General features: G+C 70.3%; 18 protein-coding genes. 9 read left to right on the forward strand and 9 right to left on the reverse strand.

Annotated features, from left to right (window positions below):
- Positions 1 to 54 precede the first annotated feature (54 nt).
- Genes moaA through ASE56_RS12490 form a run of 5 tightly spaced genes read left to right on the forward strand, consistent with a single transcriptional unit; the run spans position 55 to position 4,001 of the window.
- Positions 55 to 1,275, forward strand: a complete 1,221-nt coding sequence (gene moaA, locus ASE56_RS12470) for a GTP 3',8-cyclase MoaA (RefSeq protein ID WP_056230257.1) — start codon at positions 55 to 57, stop codon at positions 1,273 to 1,275.
- Positions 1,272 to 2,054, forward strand: coding sequence for a HesA/MoeB/ThiF family protein (locus tag ASE56_RS12475; protein ID WP_056230260.1), 783 nt, complete (start codon positions 1,272 to 1,274; stop codon positions 2,052 to 2,054). Before moaA ends, ASE56_RS12475 begins: the two co-directional genes overlap by 4 nt.
- Positions 2,055 to 2,068: 14 nt before the next feature.
- Complete coding sequence (gene glp / locus ASE56_RS12480; RefSeq protein WP_056230264.1) at positions 2,069 to 3,292, forward strand: gephyrin-like molybdotransferase Glp; 1,224 nt, start codon at positions 2,069 to 2,071, stop codon at positions 3,290 to 3,292.
- Positions 3,289 to 3,768, forward strand: a complete 480-nt coding sequence (gene moaC / locus ASE56_RS12485; protein ID WP_056230268.1) for a cyclic pyranopterin monophosphate synthase MoaC — start codon at positions 3,289 to 3,291, stop codon at positions 3,766 to 3,768. The genes glp and moaC overlap by 4 nt, the downstream gene beginning before the upstream one ends.
- Entirely contained in the window at positions 3,765 to 4,001 is a 237-nt protein-coding gene (locus ASE56_RS12490) for a MoaD/ThiS family protein (protein WP_056230272.1), read from the forward strand. The genes moaC and ASE56_RS12490 overlap by 4 nt, the downstream gene beginning before the upstream one ends.
- A 35-nt stretch (positions 4,002 to 4,036) precedes the next feature.
- On the opposite strand, the gene ASE56_RS12495 is transcribed toward ASE56_RS12490, so the two are convergent.
- Genes ASE56_RS12495 through ASE56_RS12505 form a run of 3 tightly spaced genes read right to left on the reverse strand, consistent with a single transcriptional unit; the run spans position 4,037 to position 6,616 of the window.
- A complete protein-coding gene (locus ASE56_RS12495; protein ID WP_056230275.1) occupies positions 4,037 to 4,465 on the reverse strand; it encodes a molybdenum cofactor biosynthesis protein MoaE in 429 nt (142 codons plus the stop codon).
- A complete protein-coding gene (locus tag ASE56_RS12500; protein ID WP_056230278.1) occupies positions 4,462 to 4,944 on the reverse strand; it encodes a molybdenum cofactor biosynthesis protein B in 483 nt (160 codons plus the stop codon). Before ASE56_RS12500 ends, ASE56_RS12495 begins: the two co-directional genes overlap by 4 nt.
- Before the next feature lie 58 nt (positions 4,945 to 5,002).
- Positions 5,003 to 6,616: an SDR family oxidoreductase gene (locus ASE56_RS12505; protein WP_056230282.1), complete on the reverse strand. Its 1,614-nt coding sequence runs from the start codon at positions 6,614 to 6,616 to the stop codon at positions 5,003 to 5,005.
- A gap of 130 nt (positions 6,617 to 6,746) precedes the next feature.
- Here ASE56_RS12505 and ASE56_RS12510 point away from each other — a divergent pair, with 130 nt between their 5' ends.
- A complete protein-coding gene (locus ASE56_RS12510; protein WP_056230286.1) occupies positions 6,747 to 8,228 on the forward strand; it encodes an MFS transporter in 1,482 nt (493 codons plus the stop codon).
- A gap of 69 nt (positions 8,229 to 8,297) precedes the next feature.
- On the opposite strand, the gene ASE56_RS12515 is transcribed toward ASE56_RS12510, so the two are convergent.
- The 3 genes from ASE56_RS12515 to ASE56_RS12525 all read right to left on the reverse strand — a co-directional run bounded on the left by ASE56_RS12515 (position 8,298) and on the right by ASE56_RS12525 (position 12,554).
- Entirely contained in the window at positions 8,298 to 10,307 is a 2,010-nt protein-coding gene (locus ASE56_RS12515) for a helicase HerA-like domain-containing protein (RefSeq protein ID WP_056230290.1), read from the reverse strand.
- Positions 10,308 to 10,317: 10 nt separating this feature from the next.
- Positions 10,318 to 11,016: a phosphatase PAP2 family protein gene (locus tag ASE56_RS12520; RefSeq protein WP_056230295.1), complete on the reverse strand. Its 699-nt coding sequence runs from the start codon at positions 11,014 to 11,016 to the stop codon at positions 10,318 to 10,320.
- Positions 11,017 to 11,216: 200 nt separating this feature from the next.
- Entirely contained in the window at positions 11,217 to 12,554 is a 1,338-nt protein-coding gene (locus ASE56_RS12525) for a multidrug effflux MFS transporter (RefSeq protein ID WP_200914193.1), read from the reverse strand.
- A gap of 231 nt (positions 12,555 to 12,785) precedes the next feature.
- Between ASE56_RS12525 and ASE56_RS12530 the strand changes: the two genes are divergently transcribed.
- Positions 12,786 to 13,493 carry a DUF3105 domain-containing protein gene (locus ASE56_RS12530; protein ID WP_056230298.1) on the forward strand — a complete coding sequence of 236 codons (708 nt, stop codon included), beginning with the start codon at positions 12,786 to 12,788 and terminating at the stop codon, positions 13,491 to 13,493.
- Complete coding sequence (locus ASE56_RS12535; protein ID WP_056230301.1) at positions 13,493 to 14,155, forward strand: DUF305 domain-containing protein; 663 nt, start codon at positions 13,493 to 13,495, stop codon at positions 14,153 to 14,155. The genes ASE56_RS12530 and ASE56_RS12535 overlap by 1 nt, the downstream gene beginning before the upstream one ends.
- Positions 14,156 to 14,397: 242 nt before the next feature.
- Here ASE56_RS12535 and ASE56_RS12540 read toward each other — a convergent pair whose 3' ends face one another.
- From ASE56_RS12540 to ASE56_RS12550, 3 genes are all read right to left on the reverse strand, one after another.
- Positions 14,398 to 15,375: a carbohydrate ABC transporter permease gene (locus ASE56_RS12540; protein WP_056230304.1), complete on the reverse strand. Its 978-nt coding sequence runs from the start codon at positions 15,373 to 15,375 to the stop codon at positions 14,398 to 14,400.
- The gene (locus ASE56_RS12545) at positions 15,372 to 16,619 is read right to left on the reverse strand and encodes a carbohydrate ABC transporter permease (protein ID WP_235557002.1); all 1,248 of its coding nucleotides are present in this window, start codon (positions 16,617 to 16,619) and stop codon (positions 15,372 to 15,374) included. The genes ASE56_RS12540 and ASE56_RS12545 overlap by 4 nt, the downstream gene beginning before the upstream one ends.
- Before the next feature lie 234 nt (positions 16,620 to 16,853).
- Positions 16,854 to 18,182 (reverse strand): ABC transporter substrate-binding protein, encoded by a 1,329-nt coding sequence (locus ASE56_RS12550; RefSeq protein ID WP_056230307.1) that lies wholly within the window; start codon positions 18,180 to 18,182, stop codon positions 16,854 to 16,856.
- Between the two features lie 238 nt (positions 18,183 to 18,420).
- Between ASE56_RS12550 and ASE56_RS12555 the strand changes: the two genes are divergently transcribed.
- Positions 18,421 to 19,431 carry a LacI family DNA-binding transcriptional regulator gene (locus ASE56_RS12555; protein ID WP_056230310.1) on the forward strand — a complete coding sequence of 337 codons (1,011 nt, stop codon included), beginning with the start codon at positions 18,421 to 18,423 and terminating at the stop codon, positions 19,429 to 19,431.
- The last annotated feature ends 17 nt before the right edge of the window (positions 19,432 to 19,448 follow it).

Raw genomic sequence — 19,448 nt, forward strand, 5'->3', positions numbered from 1 at the left:
GCGAGACTCGGGCCCGTCGCCCTCCCCCTCCCCGCGCTGACCTAGGCTCGACCCATGGATGCCGAGCACGCGAGCCCAACGCGACGGCCGGTGGCCGTGGCCCTCGGCGCGACCGTGACGTCATCGGGGGCCACCGCGCTCCCCGCGACCGGCGCCGCCTCTCCGGCATCGGGCGCGACCGCCCTCCCGGCGACAGGCGCCCCCTCTCCGGCATCCGGCGCGACGGCCCTCGCCGCGACCGGCGCCCCGCAGTCCGGCGGACTGCTCGACCGCTTCGGCCGCGTCGCGACCGACCTACGCGTCTCGGTCATCGACAAGTGCAACCTGCGTTGCACGTACTGCATGCCGGCCGACGGGATGCCCTGGCTCCCGCAGACGCAGTTGATGTCGACCGACGAGATCCGCCGCATCGTCCGCGTCGCCGTGCAGTCCCTCGGTGCGGAGGAGCTGCGGATCACCGGCGGCGAGCCCCTCGTGCGCAAGGACCTCGAGTTCATCATCGCCGGCATCCGCGAGGACAACCCCGACCTGCCCATCTCGATGACCACGAACGCCGTGGGTCTCGATCGCCGCGCCCAGGCGCTGAAGGACGCGGGCCTCACCCGCCTCAACGTCTCGCTCGACACCCTGCACCCCGAGACCTTCGCCGAGCTCACCCGCCGCCCGCACCTCGACAAGGTGCTCGCGGGCCTCCAGGCCGCGCGCGCCGCGGGCCTCGGGCCCATCAAGATCAACGCGGTCCTGCTGCGCGGCATCAACGACACCGAGATCGTCTCGCTCGTCGATTGGGCCGTGACCAACGGATTCGAGATGCGCTTCATCGAGGACATGCCCCTCGACGGAGACCGATCGTGGATGGCGACGAACGTCATCGCCGCGCGCGACATCCGCGCCGAGATCGAGACGGCGTTCTCTCTCACCCCCGATCCGCGCGGACGCGGCGCCGCCCCCGCCGAGCGGTGGGAGGTCCGCCGCCCCGGAGAGACCGCCGTCGCCGGACACATCGGCATCATCTCCTCGGTCACCGAACCCTTCTGCGCCGCCTGCACACGTACCCGGGTGACGGCCGACGGCAAGGTGCGCTCGTGCCTGTTCTCGCACGAAGAGACCGACCTTCTCTCGACCCTGCGTGCGGGAGCCGACGACGCCGGTATCGCGCAGGCCTGGCGGGAGGCCATGTGGGCGAAGCCCCGCGCCCACGGCTCCGACCGCGTAGGGCTCGCGCGCCCCGACTTCGTGCAGCCCGAGCGCACGATGAGCGCGATCGGCGGATGAAGCCGCTCGTCGAACCGGTGGCGTCGCTCGCCCCCGAAGAACTCATCCGCACCGCCCGTCACGCCGTGCTGGCCGCGATCGGCGAGGAGGGCCAGCGCCGCCTGGCCGCAGCGCGCATCGCGGTCGTCGGAGCCGGCGGCCTCGGCTCGCCGGTGCTGCTCGCGCTGGCCGCGGCCGGGGTCGGCGAGCTCGTCGTCATCGACGACGACACCGTCGAGCGCACCAACCTGCAGCGCCAGCTCGCGCACCGCATCACCGACATCGGCACCGCCAAGACGGCATCCGCCGCGCGCGCCGTGCGCGATCTGTCGCCCCTCACCGTCGTCCATGAACGAACGGTACGACTGACCTCCGCCAATGCTGCCGAGCTCTTCGCGGGCGCACACCTCGTGATCGACGGGAGCGACACCTTCGACACGCGAGAGGCCGTCGCCGCCGCGACCGAGGATCTCGGCATCCCCCTCGTCTGGGGAGCCGTGCAGGAGTGGGCCGCCCAGGTGACCGTGTTCTGGTCGACTCCGCCCGAGGGGCACGCGCCCGTCGTGCTCGGCGACCTCTTCCCCACCGGTTCCGCCGGAGAGCCGCCCACGTGCGCCCAGGTCGGCGTGCTCGGATCGCTGTGCGTGCAGGTCGGCGGCATGCTGGCCACCGAGGCGATCAAGCTCGTCACCGGCGCGGGCGACCCCCTGCTCGGCCGCCTCGTCGTGATCGACGCCCTGCGCGCGCGCCACGACGTGATCCCGCTCTCGCCCGCCGCCCGCCCCGCCGTTTCGTCCTGACCCCGGAGGCTCCGATGACCCCGCTGCTCACCGTCGAGGAGCACCGCGCCCGCGTGCTCGACGCTGTCACGCTCCTGCCCGTCGAGACCGTGCGCCTCGCCGATGCGGCCGGCCGCACGCTCGCCGCCCCCGTGCGCGGCGCTCACGACCTGCCCGGCTTCGACAACTCCTCCATGGACGGTTTCGCGGTCCGCTTCGCCGACGTCGAGGGGGCGGATGCCGAGAACCCGGTGACCCTGCGCGTCGTCGCCGATCTGCCGGCCGGGTCGTCCGACGACCCGTCGTTCGGTGCCGGCGAGGCGGTGCGCATCATGACGGGTGCGCCCGTGCCCACCGACGCCGACGCGATCGTGCCGTTCGAAGACGCCGCGGGAGGCCTCGCCGATTCGCTGGGCACCGTCGAGGTGCGGCGCGCGCCCGCGGCATCCGGAGCCTTCATCCGCCGCCGCGGCGGCGACACCCGCGCAGGCGAGGTCGTCCTGTCGGCCGGGGAGCGCCTGGGACCGTTCGCGCTGGCCGCGGCCGCCGCGGCAGGCGTCGCCGAGCTCGAGGTACACCGCCGCCCGCGGGTCGCCGTCGTGTCGACCGGCAGCGAACTGGTCGTCCCCGGGGTCGTCCCAGGGCGCGGTCAGACCCCCGACTCCAACTCGACGCTGCTGGCGGTCCTCGTCGCGGAGACGGGCGCGGAGGTCACGGTGACGTCGAGCCTGCAGGACGACGCGAACGCGATCAACGCCCTGCTCGACCATGCGGCCGACGTCGACGTGATCGTCTTCAGCGGGGGCGTGAGCGCCGGGGCCTACGAGCCCGTGCGCCAGGCTCTCGAGGGGCGCATCGCGTTCGAGAAGGTCGCGATGCAGCCCGGCAAGCCCCAGGCCTTCGGAGCGCTCGACGACGGTCGGCTCGTCTTCGGTCTGCCCGGCAACCCCGTGAGCGTGGCGGTGTCGTTCGAGGTGTTCGTGCGCCCCGCCCTTCTCGCCCTGCAGGGCCGCACCGTGATCGACCGGCGAATCGCCCGGCTCACGGCATCCGAGACCTGGACCACCCCGCCAGGCCGCCGTCAGTACCTCCCCGCGGTGATCGACCTCGTCGCCGGCACCGTGCGCCCCGCCACGGCGGGCGGATCGGGCTCGCACCTGGCCGCCTCTCTTGCGCGCGCCGAGGCGTTCGCGATCGTCCCCGCCGAGGTGTCCACCGTGTCGGTGGGCGACCCGCTCGATGTCATGCTGATTCCATGACCTTCACCCACCTGGATGCCGCGGGCCACGCCCGCATGGTCGACGTCACCCTCAAGCAGCCCACCGTCCGCACCGCCTCGGCGCGCGGCTTCGTGCGCTGCGCCCCCGAGGTGGTCGCCGCCCTCCGCGATGGCACGGCCCCCAAGGGCGACGTGCTCGCGGTGGCCCGGATCGCCGGCATCCAGGCCGCGAAGTCCACTCCCGCCCTCCTCCCGCTCGCGCACGTGATCGGGGTGCACCGCGCCTCGGTCGACCTCGAGATCACCGACGAGGGCGTCGAGATCGAAGCCACCGTCGGCACCGCCGACCGCACGGGCGTTGAGATGGAGGCCCTCACGAGCGTCTCGGTCGCGGCGCTGGCGATCGTCGACATGGTGAAGGGCATGGACAAGGGCACGGTCATCGAGAACGTGCGCATCGTGTCGAAGACCGGCGGTAAGTCGGGCGACTGGGTGCGTCCCGGAGAAGAAGCATGAGCGTGCGCGTACGCTACTTCGCCGCCGCGGCGGAGGCGGCGGGAACGGATGCCGAGGACCGGGCCGAACCGTCTCTGACGGCGCTGCGCGCAGCCGTCGTCGCCGACCACCCGGCTCTGGGCGAGATCCTGGATCGCTGCGCCGTGCTCGTCGACGGCACGCGCCACGACGACGATGCCCCGCTCGCGGGGGTCACGCACGTCGACGTGCTCCCGCCCTTCGCCGGGGGCTGAGCACTGTCGGACCCCGGCTGCGTGGCCCGCGGTTCTTAGCCGCCCAGGCCCTTCCACTCCGTCGTGCCGTCGGCCTCGACCTGGCGCTTCCAGACGGGTAGTTCGGTCTTGATCGTCTCGATCACGGTCCGGCAGACCTCGAACGCCTCGGCGCGGTGACCGGATGCCACGGCGATCACGACCGCCGCCTCGCCCACGCCCAGCCGGCCCACGCGGTGGCTGACCGCGACGATCGCGTCGGTGTCGGCGGCCGCACTTTCGGCGATGCGGTGCAGGGTCTGCTCGGCATCGGGGTGCGCGCTGTACTCGAGCGCCACGACGGCGCCCGAAGCGTCGGGGTCGATGTCGCGCACGCGTCCGACGAAGGTGGTGACCGCCCCCGACGACGAGTCCTCGACAGCGTCGAGGTGGGCGTCGAGGTCGAGGGGCATCTCGGACAGGCGGGCGACGCGGACGGCGCTCATGCGTGGTCTCCTCCGGAGAGCTGGTCGAGCACGTGGGGCGCGAGCTCGGCGATGACGGCGATCCCGGATGCCACGGCACGGGTCGACCCGGGAAGGTTGACGATCAGGGTGCCCGGATCGACGATGCCCGCGAGTCCGCGCGAGATGACGGCCATCGGCGTGTCGGCGAGCCCGCGGCGCCGCAGCTCTTCGGCGATGCCGGGGATCTCGCGGTCGAGCACGCGTGCTGTGCCCTCGGGCGTGCGGTCGGTGGGGGCGATGCCCGTGCCGCCGGTCGTGACGATGAGCCCCGTCCCCTCCGCGATCAACGCACGCAGGGCGGTCGCGACACTGTCGACCCCGTCGGCGACCACGACCGCGTCGGCGCAGTCGAATCCCGCCTCGCGCAGCAACGACACGGCCAAAGGTCCCCCGCGGTCTTCGCGGAGGCCCGCTGCCGAGCGATCGGACACGGTCAGGACGCGAGCGTGATGGGGCACGCGGCTCAGCCTACGGGCGCGATCGATGGCGTGGGCCCGGTCTCGGGACGCGATCGGCCTAGGCCGAGGGAGCCGCGGTCGTCTCGACCTCGGCGATCTCGGGGGCGATGCGTCCGGCCTTCGCCTTCGGGGCGAGGTCGTCGCGCTGCACGTGTTCGGCGGCGGCGGTGATGCGCCGGGCCATGCCGCTGAAGATCAGCCCGTGGAAGGGCAGCACCGACAACCAGTAGAGCCGCCCGGCGAGCCCGGTCGGGAAGAAGAGGGCCCGCTGGTCGAACCGCGCACCGTCGCCCTCGGGCGTGGCCCGCAGCTCGAGCCACGCGCCTCCCGGCACCTTCATCTCGGCGCGCAGGCGCAGCAGGTGCCCCGGTTCGATCGCCTCGACGCGCCAGAAGTCTAGGGCGTCGCCCACGGTGACCACCGACCGGCTGCGGCGGCCACGGGCGAGGCCCACCCCGCCGACCAGACGGTCCATCCAGCCGCGGATCGCCCAGAGCAGCGGCGAGGAGTACCAGCCGTTCTCTCCGCCGATCCCCTCGATCACCGACCACAGTTGGGCGGCGCTCGCTTTCGTCGTCATGGTGCGGATGTCGGTGTAGACGAGTCGACCGGCCCACTCGGGGTCGCTGGGCAGCGGATCGCTCGGGGCACCCGACACCTCGGCGTCTTGCCAACTGGTCTCGATCGCGTCGTCGTTCACGCGCCCCAGCGCTCGGCGCACGGCCTCGCGGTACGGCATGAGCCCGCCCTCGGGGCGGGGCACGAGGTCGTCGATCGCGCGGTCTTTGACCACGCAGTCGTTCTGCAGGGACTCCACGAGCGGCCGCGCGATGGACTTGGGGATCGGGGTGACCAGGTTGACCCAGTGCGAGGCGAGGCGGGGCGTGAGCACCGGCAGCGAGGCGATCGCGCGCTGGGGCAATCCGGCCTCCATCGCGTAGCCGTTCATCATCTGGCCGTAGCGCAGCACGTCGGGCCCGCCGATGTCGACCGCCCGGTTGACGTTGGGGGCCACGCGCGCGGCGCCGAGCAGGTAGTGCAGCACGTCACGCACGGCGATCGGCTGGATGTGGTTGCGCACCCACTTGGGTGCGGGCATGTACGGCAGCACGTCGGTGAGGTGGCGCACCATCTCGAAGGACGCCGAGCCCGACCCGATGACGACGCCCGCCTGCAGCACGAGGGTCGGCACACCGCTGTGCAGGAGGATCTGTCCCACTTCGACGCGCGATCGCAGGTGCGCCGAGAGCGTGGCGTCATCGGGGTGCAGGCCCCCGAGGTACACGATGCGAGAGACGGATGCCGCGGACGCCGCGTCGGCGACGGTCTGGGCGGCCACGCGGTCGGTGGCCTCGAAGTCGCGGGCGCTGCCCATGGAGTGGATGAGGTAGTAGAGCACGTCGACGCCCTCGACCGCCGCACGGACGGCCTCGGCGTCGGTCGCATCCCCCGCGGCGGTCTCGACCTCGTCGCCCCAGGGGAAGGCCTCGACCCGTCGCGGATCGCGGGCGAGCACGCGCACCCGGTAGCCCGCCGACAGCAGGCGGGGAACGAGCCTGCCGCCCAGATAGCCGGTGGCGCCGAGCACCAGAGCCCTCGGAGCCGTCCCGTCGGAGCGGGGCTGGGCGACGAGCGCGGGTTCGCGGCCGGTGGGGGCGGAGAGCTCGGTCATGCCCGACACCGTACGCCGGACGTCCGACATCGCCGGGGGCTTGACGACCGCCCGACACGCCTTGTTAGCACGACCGCCCCGCGCATGCCTCGGACTGGAAACGAAACGCGGATCGGGTAACGCTAGAAGGATGAACGAGAAATCCCCCTCGGCATCCGAAGCCCCCCGGCTCGAAGTCGACGACGTCATCGTCGTCGACAAGAAGCGCGTGCGCACCGCCATCGGCGGCACCGTCGTCGGCAACTTCATGGAATGGTTCGACTTCGGCATCTACGGCTACCTCGCCGTCACGCTCACCGCCGTCTTCGCCTCCGACCTGCCCGACCCGTGGGGCCTGCTCGTCACGCTGCTCGGCTTCGCGATCTCCTTCCTCGTCCGCCCCTTCGGCGGTTTCGTCCTCGGCCCCCTGGGAGACCGCATCGGTCGGCAGAAGGTGCTCTTCCTCACGATGGCGATGATGGCCTCGGCCACCGCGCTCATCGGCATCCTGCCCACCTCGGCGCAGATCGGGCTCTGGGCGATCATCCCCCTCTACCTGCTGAAGATGGTCCAGGGCTTCTCCACCGGTGGGGAGTACGCCGGAGCGACCACCTACGTGTCGGAGTTCTCCCCCGACAAGCGGCGCGGCTTCTGGTCGTCGTGGCTCGACGTGGGCTCCTACGTCGGGTTCGCCGCCGGTGCCGGAGCGGTGGCCATCACCACGGCCATCGTCACGAACGTCTCGGGCCCCGACGCGATGACCGAGTACGGATGGCGCATCCCGTTCCTGCTCGCCATCCCCCTCGGCATCGTCGCGATCTGGTTCCGCCTGAAGATCCCCGAGACGCCCTCCTTCGAGCAGACGCACGCGGCCGAGGCCGAGAACGAGATCGACAAGGACGACCCGATGTCCCGCCAGGGCCTCGCCGGGATCGTGCGGCACCACTGGAAGTCCCTGCTCATCGCGATCGCCCTCGTCGCGGCGACCAACACCGCGGGATACGCCCTCACCAGCTACATGCCGGTCTACCTCGAGAAAGAAGTCGGCATCTCGAACGTGGGCTCGGCCGTCGCGACCATCCCCGTCCTTCTGCTGATGTCGGCCATGCTGCCGATCTTCGGCCGGCTCAGCGACCGGGTGGGCCGCAAACCCATCTACGTCGCGGCCGCCGGGTCCGCTCTGGTCCTGCTGATTCCGGCCTTCCTGATCATGCAGATCGGCGAGCTGTGGGCCGTCATGATCGCCCTGGTGCTCGCGGCGGTGCCGGTGGCCTTCTACGCGAGCATCGCGGCATCCACTCTGCCCGCGCTCTTCCCCACCGCCTCGCGCTTCGGGGCGATGGCGATCGCGTACAACGTGTCGGTGTCGTTGTTCGGCGGCACGACCCCGTTGTTCAGCCAGGCGCTGATCGATTGGACGGGCAACACGCTCATGCCGGCGTTCTACATCATGTTCTTCGCCGCGATGGGGCTGGTCGCGCTCCTGGCCATGCCCGAGACGGCCAAGCGCCCCTTGCTCGGTTCCGTGCCCACGGTCGAGACCCCGGCTGAGGCGAAGGCGCTCGTCGCCCGTCAGGACGACGATCCGTTGATCGACACGTCCACCATGCCCCTCGAGCTGAACCGGCCGTAACCGCCGACGACGACAGCGGGACGGGATGCCGGGTGATCGGCATCCCGTCCCATTTTTGTCGTACGGGATTCAGCGGCGTCGGCCGTTGCCGAACAGTCCGCGGATGACACCGTTCACGATGCTCTTGGTCGCCCCGCGTCCGAGCAGACCGTCGAGGCCCGCGGTGGGGGCGCTCGTCCGGCTGCGCGGGCCGGCGGTCGACCTCAGGATGCGGTCGTACTCGCGTTGCGCCTTCTTCTGCGCCTCGGCGTTCGCCTTGTCGATCGCGGCCTTCTGCTTCGCGTACTCGGCGGCGTCGGCGGCCTCCTTCTTCGCGCGTTCAGCGGCAGCCTCGGCCTCGGCCGCCGCCTGCATGCGGGCAGCGAGGATCTCGCGCGCCGACTCACGGTCGATCGGGGTGCCGTAGGTGGAGATGAGGGGGGATGCCGAAACCGCCGCCGCCATGGCCTCGGCGGGGATGGGCGACATCGAGGCGCGCGGGGCGAAGATGCGCGTCCACGCCACGGGCGTGGGGGCTCCCCGTTCGCTCATGACAGTGATGATCGCCTCGCCGGTCCCGAGCTCCTGCAGCACGCGCTCGAGGTCGTATCCCGAATCCGGGTACGTGCGGACGGACGCGCGCAGCGCGGTGGCGTCGTCGGGGGTGAACGCGCGCAGGGCGTGCTGCACGCGCGAGCCGAGCTGGGCGAGGACGTCTCCGGGCACGTCCTTAGGCGTCTGCGTGACGAAGAACACGCCCACGCCCTTCGACCGGATCAACCGCACGGTCTGCGTGATCGCCTCGAGGAACGCCTTCGACGCGTCGCGGAACAGCAGGTGCGCCTCGTCGAAGAAGAACACGAGCTTGGGCTTGTCGACGTCGCCGACCTCCGGCAGCGCCTCGTAGAGCTCCGCGAGCAGGTACATGAGGAAGGTCGAGTACAGCTCGGGCCGCGCCGCCACGTTCGGCACCTCGAGCAGGCTCACGATGCCCGCCCCCGCGGCATCCGTCCGCAGGAACACCGAGACGTCGAGCTCGGGCTCGCCGAAGAAGCTGTCGGCGCCCACGGCCGCGAACGTGACCAGCTCGCGCAGGATCACGCCCGCGGTCGCCGCCGACAACCCGCCGATCCCCTTGAGCTCGGCCTTGCCCTCGTCGCTCGTGAGGTAGGTGAGCACCGCGCGCAGGTCCGAAAGGTCGACGAGCGCCAGCCCCTTCTCGTCGGCGTAATGGAAGACGAGACCCAGGCTGGACTCCTGCGTCGCGTTCAGCCCGAGCACGCGGCTGAGCAGCAGCGGACCGAACCCCGACACGGTCGCCCGCACCGGGATCCCCGAACCGACGTCGTCGCCGAGGGCGAAGAACTCGGTCGGGAACGACCGCGCCGACCAGTCCTGACCGAGGGCGGAGGTACGCGCGAGGAGCTTCTCGCTCGAGGTGCCCTCGGCCGCGAGACCCGACAGGTCGCCCTTGATGTCGGCGGCGAACACCGGGACCCCGTTCTCGGACAACTGCTCGGCGAGCAGTTGCAGCGTGCGCGTCTTGCCGGTGCCCGTCGCCCCGGAGACGAGCCCGTGCCGATTGGTCATCGCGAGGGGGATACGGACGGGGACGGATGCCACCGGCCCGCCGTTCACGAGCACGCCCAGGTCGAGGGCGGCTCCGGTGGCGGCGTACCCCGCGGCGATCTTGTCGACCTGGGCGGCAGAGAGCGGGCCCTCGACGGGGGCTGCGGGGGTCGGGGCTTCGGTGGGGGCCGGGGCTTCGGTCGGGGCCGGGGCCGGGGGCTCGGCGGCGCTCACGGGTGCCGCAGCGGGTGAGGCATCGGGCGCGGCAGGAGCCGCCGCCTGCGCTTCGCGCGGCGGAGCCGGGGCCGGGGCATCGCGCTCGTCCGGCGGCACCACCGGCGCCGGACCCCCGGCCGCTCGAGCCCGCGCCGCCGCCGCGGTGGCCTCCGCCGCCGCGAGGTCGGCTCGCGCCCGCGCGAGTCGAAGTTCGGCCTCGGCCGCCTCCGCCTCGGCGCGCAGCCGCGCGACCTCGGCATCGGCCGTCGTGGGCTCGTCGGAGGATACGGAGGGCACGTCGCCGGGCTCGCTCATGCGCGACAGCCTACGACGCGGTCGCCGCCCCGGCATCCGCCTTGCGCGCCCGCCGCATCGCGAGCCGGTCTTCATCCCGCGCGCGAAGTCGCGAGAACGCCGCCGCCAGGATCAGCGCCGCACCCGCGCCGATCAGCGCGCCGCCCGCGGTGTCCGAGAGCCAGTGCGCGTGCAGGTACGTGCGGCTGAAGGCCATGAGCACGACCCAGGCGACACCGACGATCCGCACCCAGAGGTGCGGGAAGAGCACGGCCGCGACGACCGCGATCGTCGCCGCGTTCGCCGTATGCCCCGAGGGGAATGATCCGTAATCGCTGACGATGAGGATGTCCTCCGGCCGCGCGCGGCCGAAGGTGTGCTTGACCACCTGCACGAGCAGGGCGCTTCCCACCGAAGCGGTCAGGAAGTACAGCGCCGACCAGCGTCGGCGCGACAGGTACAGCGCCAGCGCACCGAGGATGGGCACGACCAGCACCGCGGTGAGGTGGCCTCCGACGGCGTCCATCGCGATCGCGAAGACCAGCAGGGGCTGAGACGGGGTGGACGCGAAGAGCTGGTTCCACCACACGTCGATCGCGAAGGGACTGGGCCCGCGGAAGAACACCCACGCGCCCAGCGCGCACGCGAGGGCGATGAGCACCACGCCCACCGTCGCGCGGAAGCGCTGCGGGCGCGTGTCGAGCACGTCGTCGATCGCGGAGGCGTCCATCGCCTCATGATGCCGTCCCCGCGACGACGACGGAATGGGTGGGCATCGCGCGCGTCCCCCGGGGATGGCTCTGCTACTGTGTGCGCCGCGCGAGCCCGGCAACGGCCACCGCGTCGGCGCCATCCCGCTCTGCGGCGATCGCGATCCCTCCCGGCTCGCTGCTCGCGCTGGCTGGGCCGAGGACCCGGCCGCCGCGGCGATCAGGGCGCGAGACGCTCGACCGTGCGCGGACGCACCAGGATCCACAGCGACAGCACGCCGATGAGGGCGCAGCCCAGCATCACCGAGGCCATGGTCGTGGCCGTGATGCCCGAACCGGTGGCGAGCAGGCCCACCAGCGGAGAGATGATGCCGGCCACACCGAAGTTCGCCGCGCCGATGATCGACTGCGCGGTCCCCGCGGCCTTGCCGTGGCGATCGAGCGCGAGCACCTGAGCGCACGGGAAGGTGAAACCGCACGCGGTCATGAAGAAGAACAGGGGCACGATGGTTCCCCACAGCCCGAGGCCGAGCTGGTCGGTCAGCACGATCGCGCCGCCGGCGAGCACGAGGACCGCCGTCGACACGGCGAGAACCCACTGCGGCCCGAAGCGGGCGGCGAGGCGCGAAGCCACCTGCACACCCACGACGACGCCGATCGAGTTGGCCGCGAACAGCACGCCGTATCCCTGCGCGCTGAACTGATAGGTCACCTGGAAGAGGAACGAGGATGCCGACAGGTACGAGAACAGCCCGCTGAAGGTCATCGCCCCGATGATGAGCACGCCGATGAAGACGCGGTCGCGGAAGACGCTCGCGTAGCGCTGCCAGACGGTGGTGGCGCCGGGACCCCCGCGGCGGGCGGGAGGGAGCGTCTCGGGCACGAACAGGATCGCCGAGACGAGCATGACGGCGCCGTACACGGCCAGCACCACGAAGATGCCGCGCCAGTTCATCACGAGCAGGAGGGCCGAGCCGGCGAGTGGTGCGAGCACGGGCGCCACCCCCGACACCATCGCCATGCGCGACAGCATGACCACGAGGCGGCGGCCACCGAACAGGTCGCGGATGATCGCGGCGGCCACGACTCCACCGGCGGCCGCGCCCGCGCCCATCAGCACGCGGGCGATCGAGAGGGTCTCGAGAGTGGGCGCCGAGGCCGCGAAGATGCTCGCGGCCACGTGCAGCGCCGTGACCGAGAGCAACGGCAGGCGGCGGCCGACCTTGTCGCTGAGCGGTCCCACGATGAGCTGCCCCAGCGCGAAGCCGATCATCGTGCCGGTCAGCGTGAGCTGGATCGCGGCCGCCGTCGTCTGGAAGTCGGCCTCGAGCACGGGGAACGCGGGCAGGTACAGGTCGATCGTGAACGGGCCCAGGGCGGTGAGCGCGCCGAGCACGAGGATGTACAGGAAGCGCCGCGATGCCGGGATGGCGTCGCCCGGGTGCAGCACGATCGGCGCCGTGGCGGGGTTCTTGCCGATCGCGCGGATCGCGCCGGTGTTCGTCTGCGGGGGGCGGGGCGACGAGGGGATGACGGGGTGGGAGGCAGTATCGAGCACGCGTCTGGTTTCGTTTCGCAACACGGACAGCCCGACGAAATCGGGCTGAGAAAAGAGGGGGATCGTCGAACCTCGAATCGATTCGACATCGTCATACTACCGTGACCACCCGCACCCCACCATCCCGGGCTCGCGGGTTCCTCCCAGGCCATCGGCCCATTCACCCGCATAGGCTGGGGGCGTCGGCGGATGCCGATGTGTCCCGCCCCGAAGAGAGACAGAACACAGCGCATGACCTCCCCCTCCGACAAACGAGCCAGCGGCAACCCGGCCAAGCAGGCCCAGATCGACCTCACGGTCAAGCAGCAGCGTGAGCAGAAGCGCCAGGAGAAGCTGGCCGAGTACCAGAAGCAGGTCGCGAAGCGTAAGCGCGGCAAGCTCGTGTGGTGGGTCGTGGGTTCTACGGCCGCCGTCGCGGTGATCGGCCTCGTCATCGCCTCGTTCGCCTTCGCCCCCGCTCCCCCGACCAGCTACCAGGCCGGCAACAGCACGGGCCGCGAGATCAGCGGCGTCGAGACGTTCCAGAACCGCTCCGACCACGTGCAGGGCGCGGTGACGTACGAGCAGAACCCGCCCGCCGGCGGACCGCACAACCCGATCTGGCTCAACTGCGGCGTCTACACGCAGCCCCAGCAGAACGAGAACGCGGTGCACTCGATGGAGCACGGCGCCGTGTGGATCACCTACGACCCCGCGCGGGTCGACCAGGCCGGCATCGACGCCCTCAAGGCGGTCATGCCCTCGAGCTACGCCTTGCTCTCGCCCTACCCCGACATGGACACCCCCATCGCGGTCAGCGCGTGGAACCACCAGCTCAAACTCGACGACCCGAACGACCCGCGCATCACGGAGTTCTTCACGGAGTACTGGCGCAGCCAGAACGCCCCCGAGCCGAACGCCGCGTGCTCGGGCGCCATCGACGGTCCGGGCAAGGCCTGATGAGCGACGACGCCCCGGTCGCGCGTCCCGCGGTCCGCTGGGTCGTCGTCGCCCTCGTCGCGGTCGCCGTCGCCTTCGCGGTCGGACGCTTCACGGCGTTCGGCGCGACGGCGGCGCCCGCGCACCCGGGCGAGAACTCGGCCGAAGCCGGCTTCGCCCGCGACATGCAGGTGCACCACACGCAGGCCGTGCTCATGGCGATGGAGATCTACCGCAAGACCGACGACGACGAGCTCCGCACGCTCTCGTACGACATCGCCACCGCCCAATCCGGCCAGCGCGGCGAGATGTACGGATGGCTCGTGCAGTGGGGCCTCCCCCAGTCCTCGAGCCAGCCGCTCATGACGTGGATGGAGACGTCCGGCGAGCACAGCCACGGCGACACCGCGGCGCTCACGCAGGAGCAGCTGCTCTCCGAGATGGGCATGGCCACCGACGCCCAGCTCGACGAGCTGCGCAGCGATCAGGGGCGCCCCGCGGACTGCCTGTTCCTCGAGCTGATGATCCGCCACCACCAGGGCGCCATCCCCATGGCTCAGGCCGTCATCGAGCTCGGCTCCGACGCGCGTGTGAAAGAGGTCGCCGGCGCGATCGTGACCGGCCAGTCGGCCGAGCTCGACGCCATGCGCGACATCCAGTCGCGCCTCTCCTGCAGCGCCTGACGCGAACGCTCCCCCGCCACACGGCATCCGCCCCCTCTGGCCCCCACGCATAACGGCACCCGCGACGAAGAACCCGTCATACGCGCGGATCGCGTTCATCCGCGGGCTCGCTCTGTGGGCCGCGGGGTCCGTGTCGGCGCACAGCGCCCCGGAACCTGAGCGGCGGCGGGCGCCGCGCCCCGCCGGGAACGCCGAGGGGCGCGGCACCCTCCGGATGCCGCGCCCCTCGGGTCGTGACGGGCTCAGCCCTTCGTGGCACCCGCCAGCAGGCCGCGCACGAAGAAGCGCTGCAGGAGGAAGAACACGATCAGCGGAACCAGGATCGAGATGAACGTTCCCGCCGACTGGAGGAACCACTGGTCGCCCCAGGTACCCGACAGCGAGTTGAGCGATTGGGTGAGGGGCAACGATGACGATGGCGCGAAGATCGTCGCCACCAGCAGGTCGTTCCACACCCAGATGAACTCGAGCACCGCGAACGAGGCGAGCGCGGGAGCCGCGAGCGGCAGGATGAGGCGGAAGAAGATCTGCCCGTGGCCGGCTCCGTCGACACGAGCGGCCTCGATCACCTCGGCCGGGATCTCGGCGATGAAGTTGTGCAGCAGGAAGATGGCCAGCGGCATCGCGAAGATCACGTGCGCGATCCACACGGTCGCGAAGCTGTGCTCCACGCCGCGCAGGTCGAAGCCCGGGAAGATCGTGACTTCGTTGATCGTCAGACCGCGCGAGAACAGGCTCAGCAGGGGCACGAGGGCCATCTGCAGCGGCACGATCTGCAGCGCGAAGATGAAGATGAAGAAGAAGTTGCGGCCCTTGAAATCGATCCACGCGAACGCGTACGCGATGAGGGACGCGACCGCGAGGGCGAACAGCACCACCGGGATCGTGATCGCCAACGAGTTCAGGAACGACTGCGCGAGCGTGAGCGCGGTCCCTCCCGAGGTCAGCGCGAGGCGGTAGTTCTCCAGGGTGAACGACGGGTCGGTGAAGACCGTCCACCACCCCGACGACTGGGTGTCGGAACCCGGGCGGAACGAGGTGACGAAAAGGCCGAAGGTCGGGATCGTCCAGAAGAAGGCGATCACGACGGCCGCGATCGTCGCGCCCTTCGAGGTGAGGCGCTTGCGCGCCATCGCCTCGTGCTTGCGCGTGTCGCGTGCCACCTGGCGGGCGGAGCGGGTGTCGGTGGTGGGTTCGATCACCACGGTCGAGGTGGTCATCGCACTTCCCTCTGCTTCCGGATCTGGCGCACGTTGAAGATGATCAGCGGCAGCACGAAGATGAACAGCACCACGGCCAGCGCCGCGGAGTGCCCGTAGCTCTGGAAACGCTGCTGCTGATTGACCATCTCGAAGGCGAGGACGGTCGAGTCGTTACGCCCACCGGTCATGACGGCGACGATGTCGTAGATCTTCAGGGCGCCGATGGCGATGGTGGTCAGCACGACGATCAGCGAGGACCGGATGCCGGGGACGGTGACGTTGATGAAACGCTCCCAGGCGCTCGCCCCGTCGAGTTCGGCGGCTTCGTTCTGCTCCGGCGGAACCGCCTTGATGGCGGCCGAGAGGATGACCATCGCCAGGCCCGTCTGGCTCCAGATGAAGACGACGACGAGCAGGAGGGTGTTGATCAGGGGCGACGCGGCCAGCCACGAGACCGGCTGACCGCCGAAGGCCGTGACGATCGCGTTCAAGACACCGATCTGGTCGCCCTGGCGGAAGTCGTAGACGAACTTCCAGATGATGCCGGCCCCGACGAACGAGATCGCGAAGGGCATGAAGATGAGCACCTTCAGGTACTTCTCGCCCGCCGCGCGGTCGATGAAGACCGCGTAGGCCAGTCCGATCGCGGTGGCGATGGTGGGAGCCAGCAGCACCCAGATGAGGGTGTTGATGACAGACCAGAAGCCCTCGGGGTTCGTGAAGGTCCAGATGTAGTTCTCGAGACCGACGAAGTTGTCACCGGTCTTGTCGAAGAACGACTGGAAGAAGGTGGTGATCGCCGGGTAGACCAGGCCGAGCAGCAGCAGGATCGAGGCGGGGGCCGCGAACAGGATCAGCTGGAACAGGTAGCCCGCGCCCTGGCGCGAGCGGTAGTCGGCGTAGAAGAGGATCGCGCCGAGGAGGATCGCGATGCCGAGGACGTAGATGACGGCGTTCTGGTACGGGCGCAGCAGCATGAACGCGAGCACCGGGATGCCGAAGCAGGCGATGAGCCGCAGCCAGAAGTAGCCCTTGCCGGAGCGGGGCGCGTACTCGATGAGCAGCAGCAGGAGCCCGACGACCGCGCCGAACGCGACCACGACGAGCGGGATCTGGACGAGGGGGCTGAGGCCACCGAGCCAGATGAAGAAGCTGTTGAGGCTGAAGCCGATGGTGGTCGGCTTGGTGTCGGCGGGGGCCCGCGTCACCATGAAGAGGAAGAGCGCCACCGCGAGGATGAGCCCTACGAGGACCACGAGCATGGTGGTCCGATTGCGTGCGCCGGAGCCGCGCGTCTGCCGCTCGGCTCGTCCGCCCGGCGGAGGTGACGCCGTCGGCGCCTTCTCCGCGTTCTTGATATCGGTCATGACGTCCCTCCCGAACACGCCTTCGTGCTCATCGTTGAGTGCCCGTGTGGTGCGTGCGGGCGGATTAGAAGTATGGACCCGGATGGGCCGCCCGCGTGGCGGGCGGCCCATCGGTGGTGCAGCGGGCGGTTAGTTGTTATAACCGGTCTGGATGTCGCTCAGCACCTGGTCGGTCGGCGTACCGTCGATCCAGCTGACCATGCCCTTCCAGAACGAGCCCGAGCCGACGGTCGCCGGCATGAGGTCCGACGCGTCGAAACGCAGCGTGGTGTTCGGGTCCTGGACGACCTTCATGGCCTCCTGCAGGAACTCGCTCGAGGCGAGCGAGGGGTCGGCGCCCTTGTTGGCCGAGATCACGCCGCCGAGCTTGACGCGGGCGTTGGCGAAGTCGGGGGTCGACATGAACTCGGCGACCTTCTGGACGTTCGCGTCGTCCGAGAACGTGGTGACGAACTCGCCGCCACCCTCGACCGCCAGCTTGCCCTCGGTCACGCCGGGGAGCAGGAAGGCGTAGACATCGCCGTCGGGTGCGACCTTGACGTCGCCGCCCGAGGCGTTCTTGACCGTGAGGAAGTTGGACGACAGGAACGACGCCTGGTGGGTCATCGGGCAGCTGCCGTCGGCGACCTTGGCGGCCACGTCGGCGAAGGCGACCGAGTTGATGCTCTTGACGTCACCGAAGCCGGCGTTGACGTACGACGGGTTCAGGAGGATCTTGCCGGTGGCCTCGAAGGCCTCCTTGATCGGTGCGTCGGTGAACTTGACCTCGTTGGCGACCCACTGGTCGTAGACGTCGGGGCCGGACTGACGCAGGACCATGTCCTCGATCCAGTCGGTGCCGGGCCAGCCCGAGGCGTCACCCGAGGCGAAGCCCGCGCACCACGGAGCGGCGCCGGTCTTCTGCTGGATGGTCGCCGTGAGGGTCATCAGCTGGTCGAGCGTCTTGGGAACCTCGACGCCCCACTCCTTGAACTTCGCCGGCGAGTACCAGACGTAGCCCTTGAGGTTGGCGAGCATGGGTGCGGCGTAGAACGTTCCGTCTTCGCTGCCGTAGGACTTCCAGTCCTCGCCCCAGTACTGGTCGACGTTCGACGACACGGTGTCGGACGCCTTCTTCACGTCGCCCGTGCCGATGAGGGTCTTGAGCAGACCCGGCTGGGGGACGATCGCGATGTCGGGGGCGTCGCCACCGGTCACCTTGGTGACGATGTTGCCCTCGAAGCTCTTGTCGCCGGTGTAGACGACCTTGATGCCGGTGTCCTTGGTGAACTGGTCGAACGACTGGTTCAGCAGGTCGGCCTCGCTACCGGTGATGCCGCCGGAGATGCGGACGGTCGTCTCGCCTCCGGAACCGCTCGTGCCGCCGCTGTCGCCTTCGGCGCAGCCTGCGAGAGCGATCGCACCGACCGCCAACAGCCCGACGGGCGCCAGCAGGCGATACCGCTGTGACATACCCATGTGGTCTCTCCTCTTTGAGTGTCTTGGTGCACCGGATCCCGTCGGGAACCGATTCCAGGCAACCGTAGAGCCAATCCACAAGACTTGCAACCGGCCGCAGGTCACGAACGGATAACTAGCGGAAAGACGCGGAAACTCACCGGTATACCGGGCCGGGACCGGTTCCACTTTGGATGATTCTCGGATACTCTTTTCGACGTCGACACGGACGTCGACACATCACGAGGAAGATCACGGCATGAGCGGAATCGCCGATGTGGCACGCCTGGCCGGCGTGTCCAAGTCGACGGCAAGCCGCGCTCTCACGGGCGGCGGCTATGTCTCCGACCTCACTCGTCAACGCGTCACCGACGCCGCGGCATCCCTCGGCTACGTCCCCTCCACGAGCGCGGTGAGCCTCGCGACGGGGCGCACCCGCACGATCGCCCTGATCGTGCCGAAGGTGAACCGCTGGTACTTCGGGTCCATCGTCGAAGGGGTCGAACGCACCCTCATCCCCCTCGGCTACGACGTCACCCTCTACGTGGCGGAGCCGGGATCCAACGACCGCGAGAGCCTGTACTCCACGTACCTGGCCCGCAAGCGGTTCGACGGCATCATCGCCGTCGCCCTCGAGCCGGACGACGCCGACCTCGAACGCCTCGCGAACATCGGCAAGCCGGTGGTGAGCATCGGCAACGCCCTCAGCGGTGTGCCCACCCTCGGTCTCGACAACATCGCGATCACGCGCATCATCACGCAGCACCTCATCGCACTCGGACACACTGACATCGCCTTCGTCGGCAGTACCCCCCGCAGCGACGCTCCCGCCAAGGACGTCGACGAGCGCTCGATCGGGTACCGGAACGCGATGAACGACCACGATCTGGCCGTCCGCATCCGCAGCGTGCCCTCCACCCTCACGATCACCGACGCGTACGCGGCCGCCGCCTCGTTCCTGGCCGACGCGGCCTCGCGTCCCACCGGCGTGGTCGCCGCCTGCGACGAGGTCGCGATCGGCGTGATCATCGCCGCGCGGCGGATGGGAATCTCGGTCCCCACCGAGCTCAGCGTCGTCGGGATCGACGGTCACGACTACGCCGAGATGTTCTCCCTCACCACGATCGAGCAGTTCCCGCAGGCGCAGGGTGTCGAGGCGACCCGCCTGCTCCTGTCGATGATCGAGGGGACCGGCGAACCGGCCTGGCGGACCGAGGCCGAGACCCGGCTCGTCGTCCGCGCCTCCACCGCTCCCCCGCGCGTGTCCTGAGAAGACGGGACCCCGGA

The organism is Microbacterium sp. Leaf203 (assembly GCF_001421275.1).
GTDB classification, from domain to species: Bacteria; Actinomycetota; Actinomycetes; order Actinomycetales; family Microbacteriaceae; genus Microbacterium; species Microbacterium testaceum_A.

What these genes read in the sequence shown, in the direction of transcription:
- moaA (WP_056230257.1), top strand. Translation starts at nt 55, where the DNA reads ATGGATGCCGAGCACGCGAGCCCAACGCGACGGCCGGTGGCCGTGGCC.
- ASE56_RS12475 (WP_056230260.1), top strand. Translation starts at nt 1,272, where the DNA reads ATGAAGCCGCTCGTCGAACCGGTGGCGTCGCTCGCCCCCGAAGAACTC.
- glp (WP_056230264.1), top strand. Translation starts at nt 2,069, where the DNA reads ATGACCCCGCTGCTCACCGTCGAGGAGCACCGCGCCCGCGTGCTCGAC.
- moaC (WP_056230268.1), top strand. Translation starts at nt 3,289, where the DNA reads ATGACCTTCACCCACCTGGATGCCGCGGGCCACGCCCGCATGGTCGAC.
- ASE56_RS12490 (WP_056230272.1), top strand. Translation starts at nt 3,765, where the DNA reads ATGAGCGTGCGCGTACGCTACTTCGCCGCCGCGGCGGAGGCGGCGGGA.
- ASE56_RS12495 (WP_056230275.1), bottom strand. Translation starts at nt 4,465, where the DNA reads ATGAGCGCCGTCCGCGTCGCCCGCCTGTCCGAGATGCCCCTCGACCTC.
- ASE56_RS12505 (WP_056230282.1), bottom strand. Translation starts at nt 6,616, where the DNA reads ATGACCGAGCTCTCCGCCCCCACCGGCCGCGAACCCGCGCTCGTCGCC.
- ASE56_RS12510 (WP_056230286.1), top strand. Translation starts at nt 6,747, where the DNA reads ATGAACGAGAAATCCCCCTCGGCATCCGAAGCCCCCCGGCTCGAAGTC.
- ASE56_RS12515 (WP_056230290.1), bottom strand. Translation starts at nt 10,307, where the DNA reads ATGAGCGAGCCCGGCGACGTGCCCTCCGTATCCTCCGACGAGCCCACG.
- ASE56_RS12520 (WP_056230295.1), bottom strand. Translation starts at nt 11,016, where the DNA reads ATGGACGCCTCCGCGATCGACGACGTGCTCGACACGCGCCCGCAGCGC.
- ASE56_RS12530 (WP_056230298.1), top strand. Translation starts at nt 12,786, where the DNA reads ATGACCTCCCCCTCCGACAAACGAGCCAGCGGCAACCCGGCCAAGCAG.
- ASE56_RS12535 (WP_056230301.1), top strand. Translation starts at nt 13,493, where the DNA reads ATGAGCGACGACGCCCCGGTCGCGCGTCCCGCGGTCCGCTGGGTCGTC.
- ASE56_RS12540 (WP_056230304.1), bottom strand. Translation starts at nt 15,375, where the DNA reads ATGACCACCTCGACCGTGGTGATCGAACCCACCACCGACACCCGCTCC.
- ASE56_RS12545 (WP_235557002.1), bottom strand. Translation starts at nt 16,619, where the DNA reads ATGCTCGTGGTCCTCGTAGGGCTCATCCTCGCGGTGGCGCTCTTCCTC.
- ASE56_RS12550 (WP_056230307.1), bottom strand. Translation starts at nt 18,182, where the DNA reads ATGGGTATGTCACAGCGGTATCGCCTGCTGGCGCCCGTCGGGCTGTTG.
- ASE56_RS12555 (WP_056230310.1), top strand. Translation starts at nt 18,421, where the DNA reads ATGAGCGGAATCGCCGATGTGGCACGCCTGGCCGGCGTGTCCAAGTCG.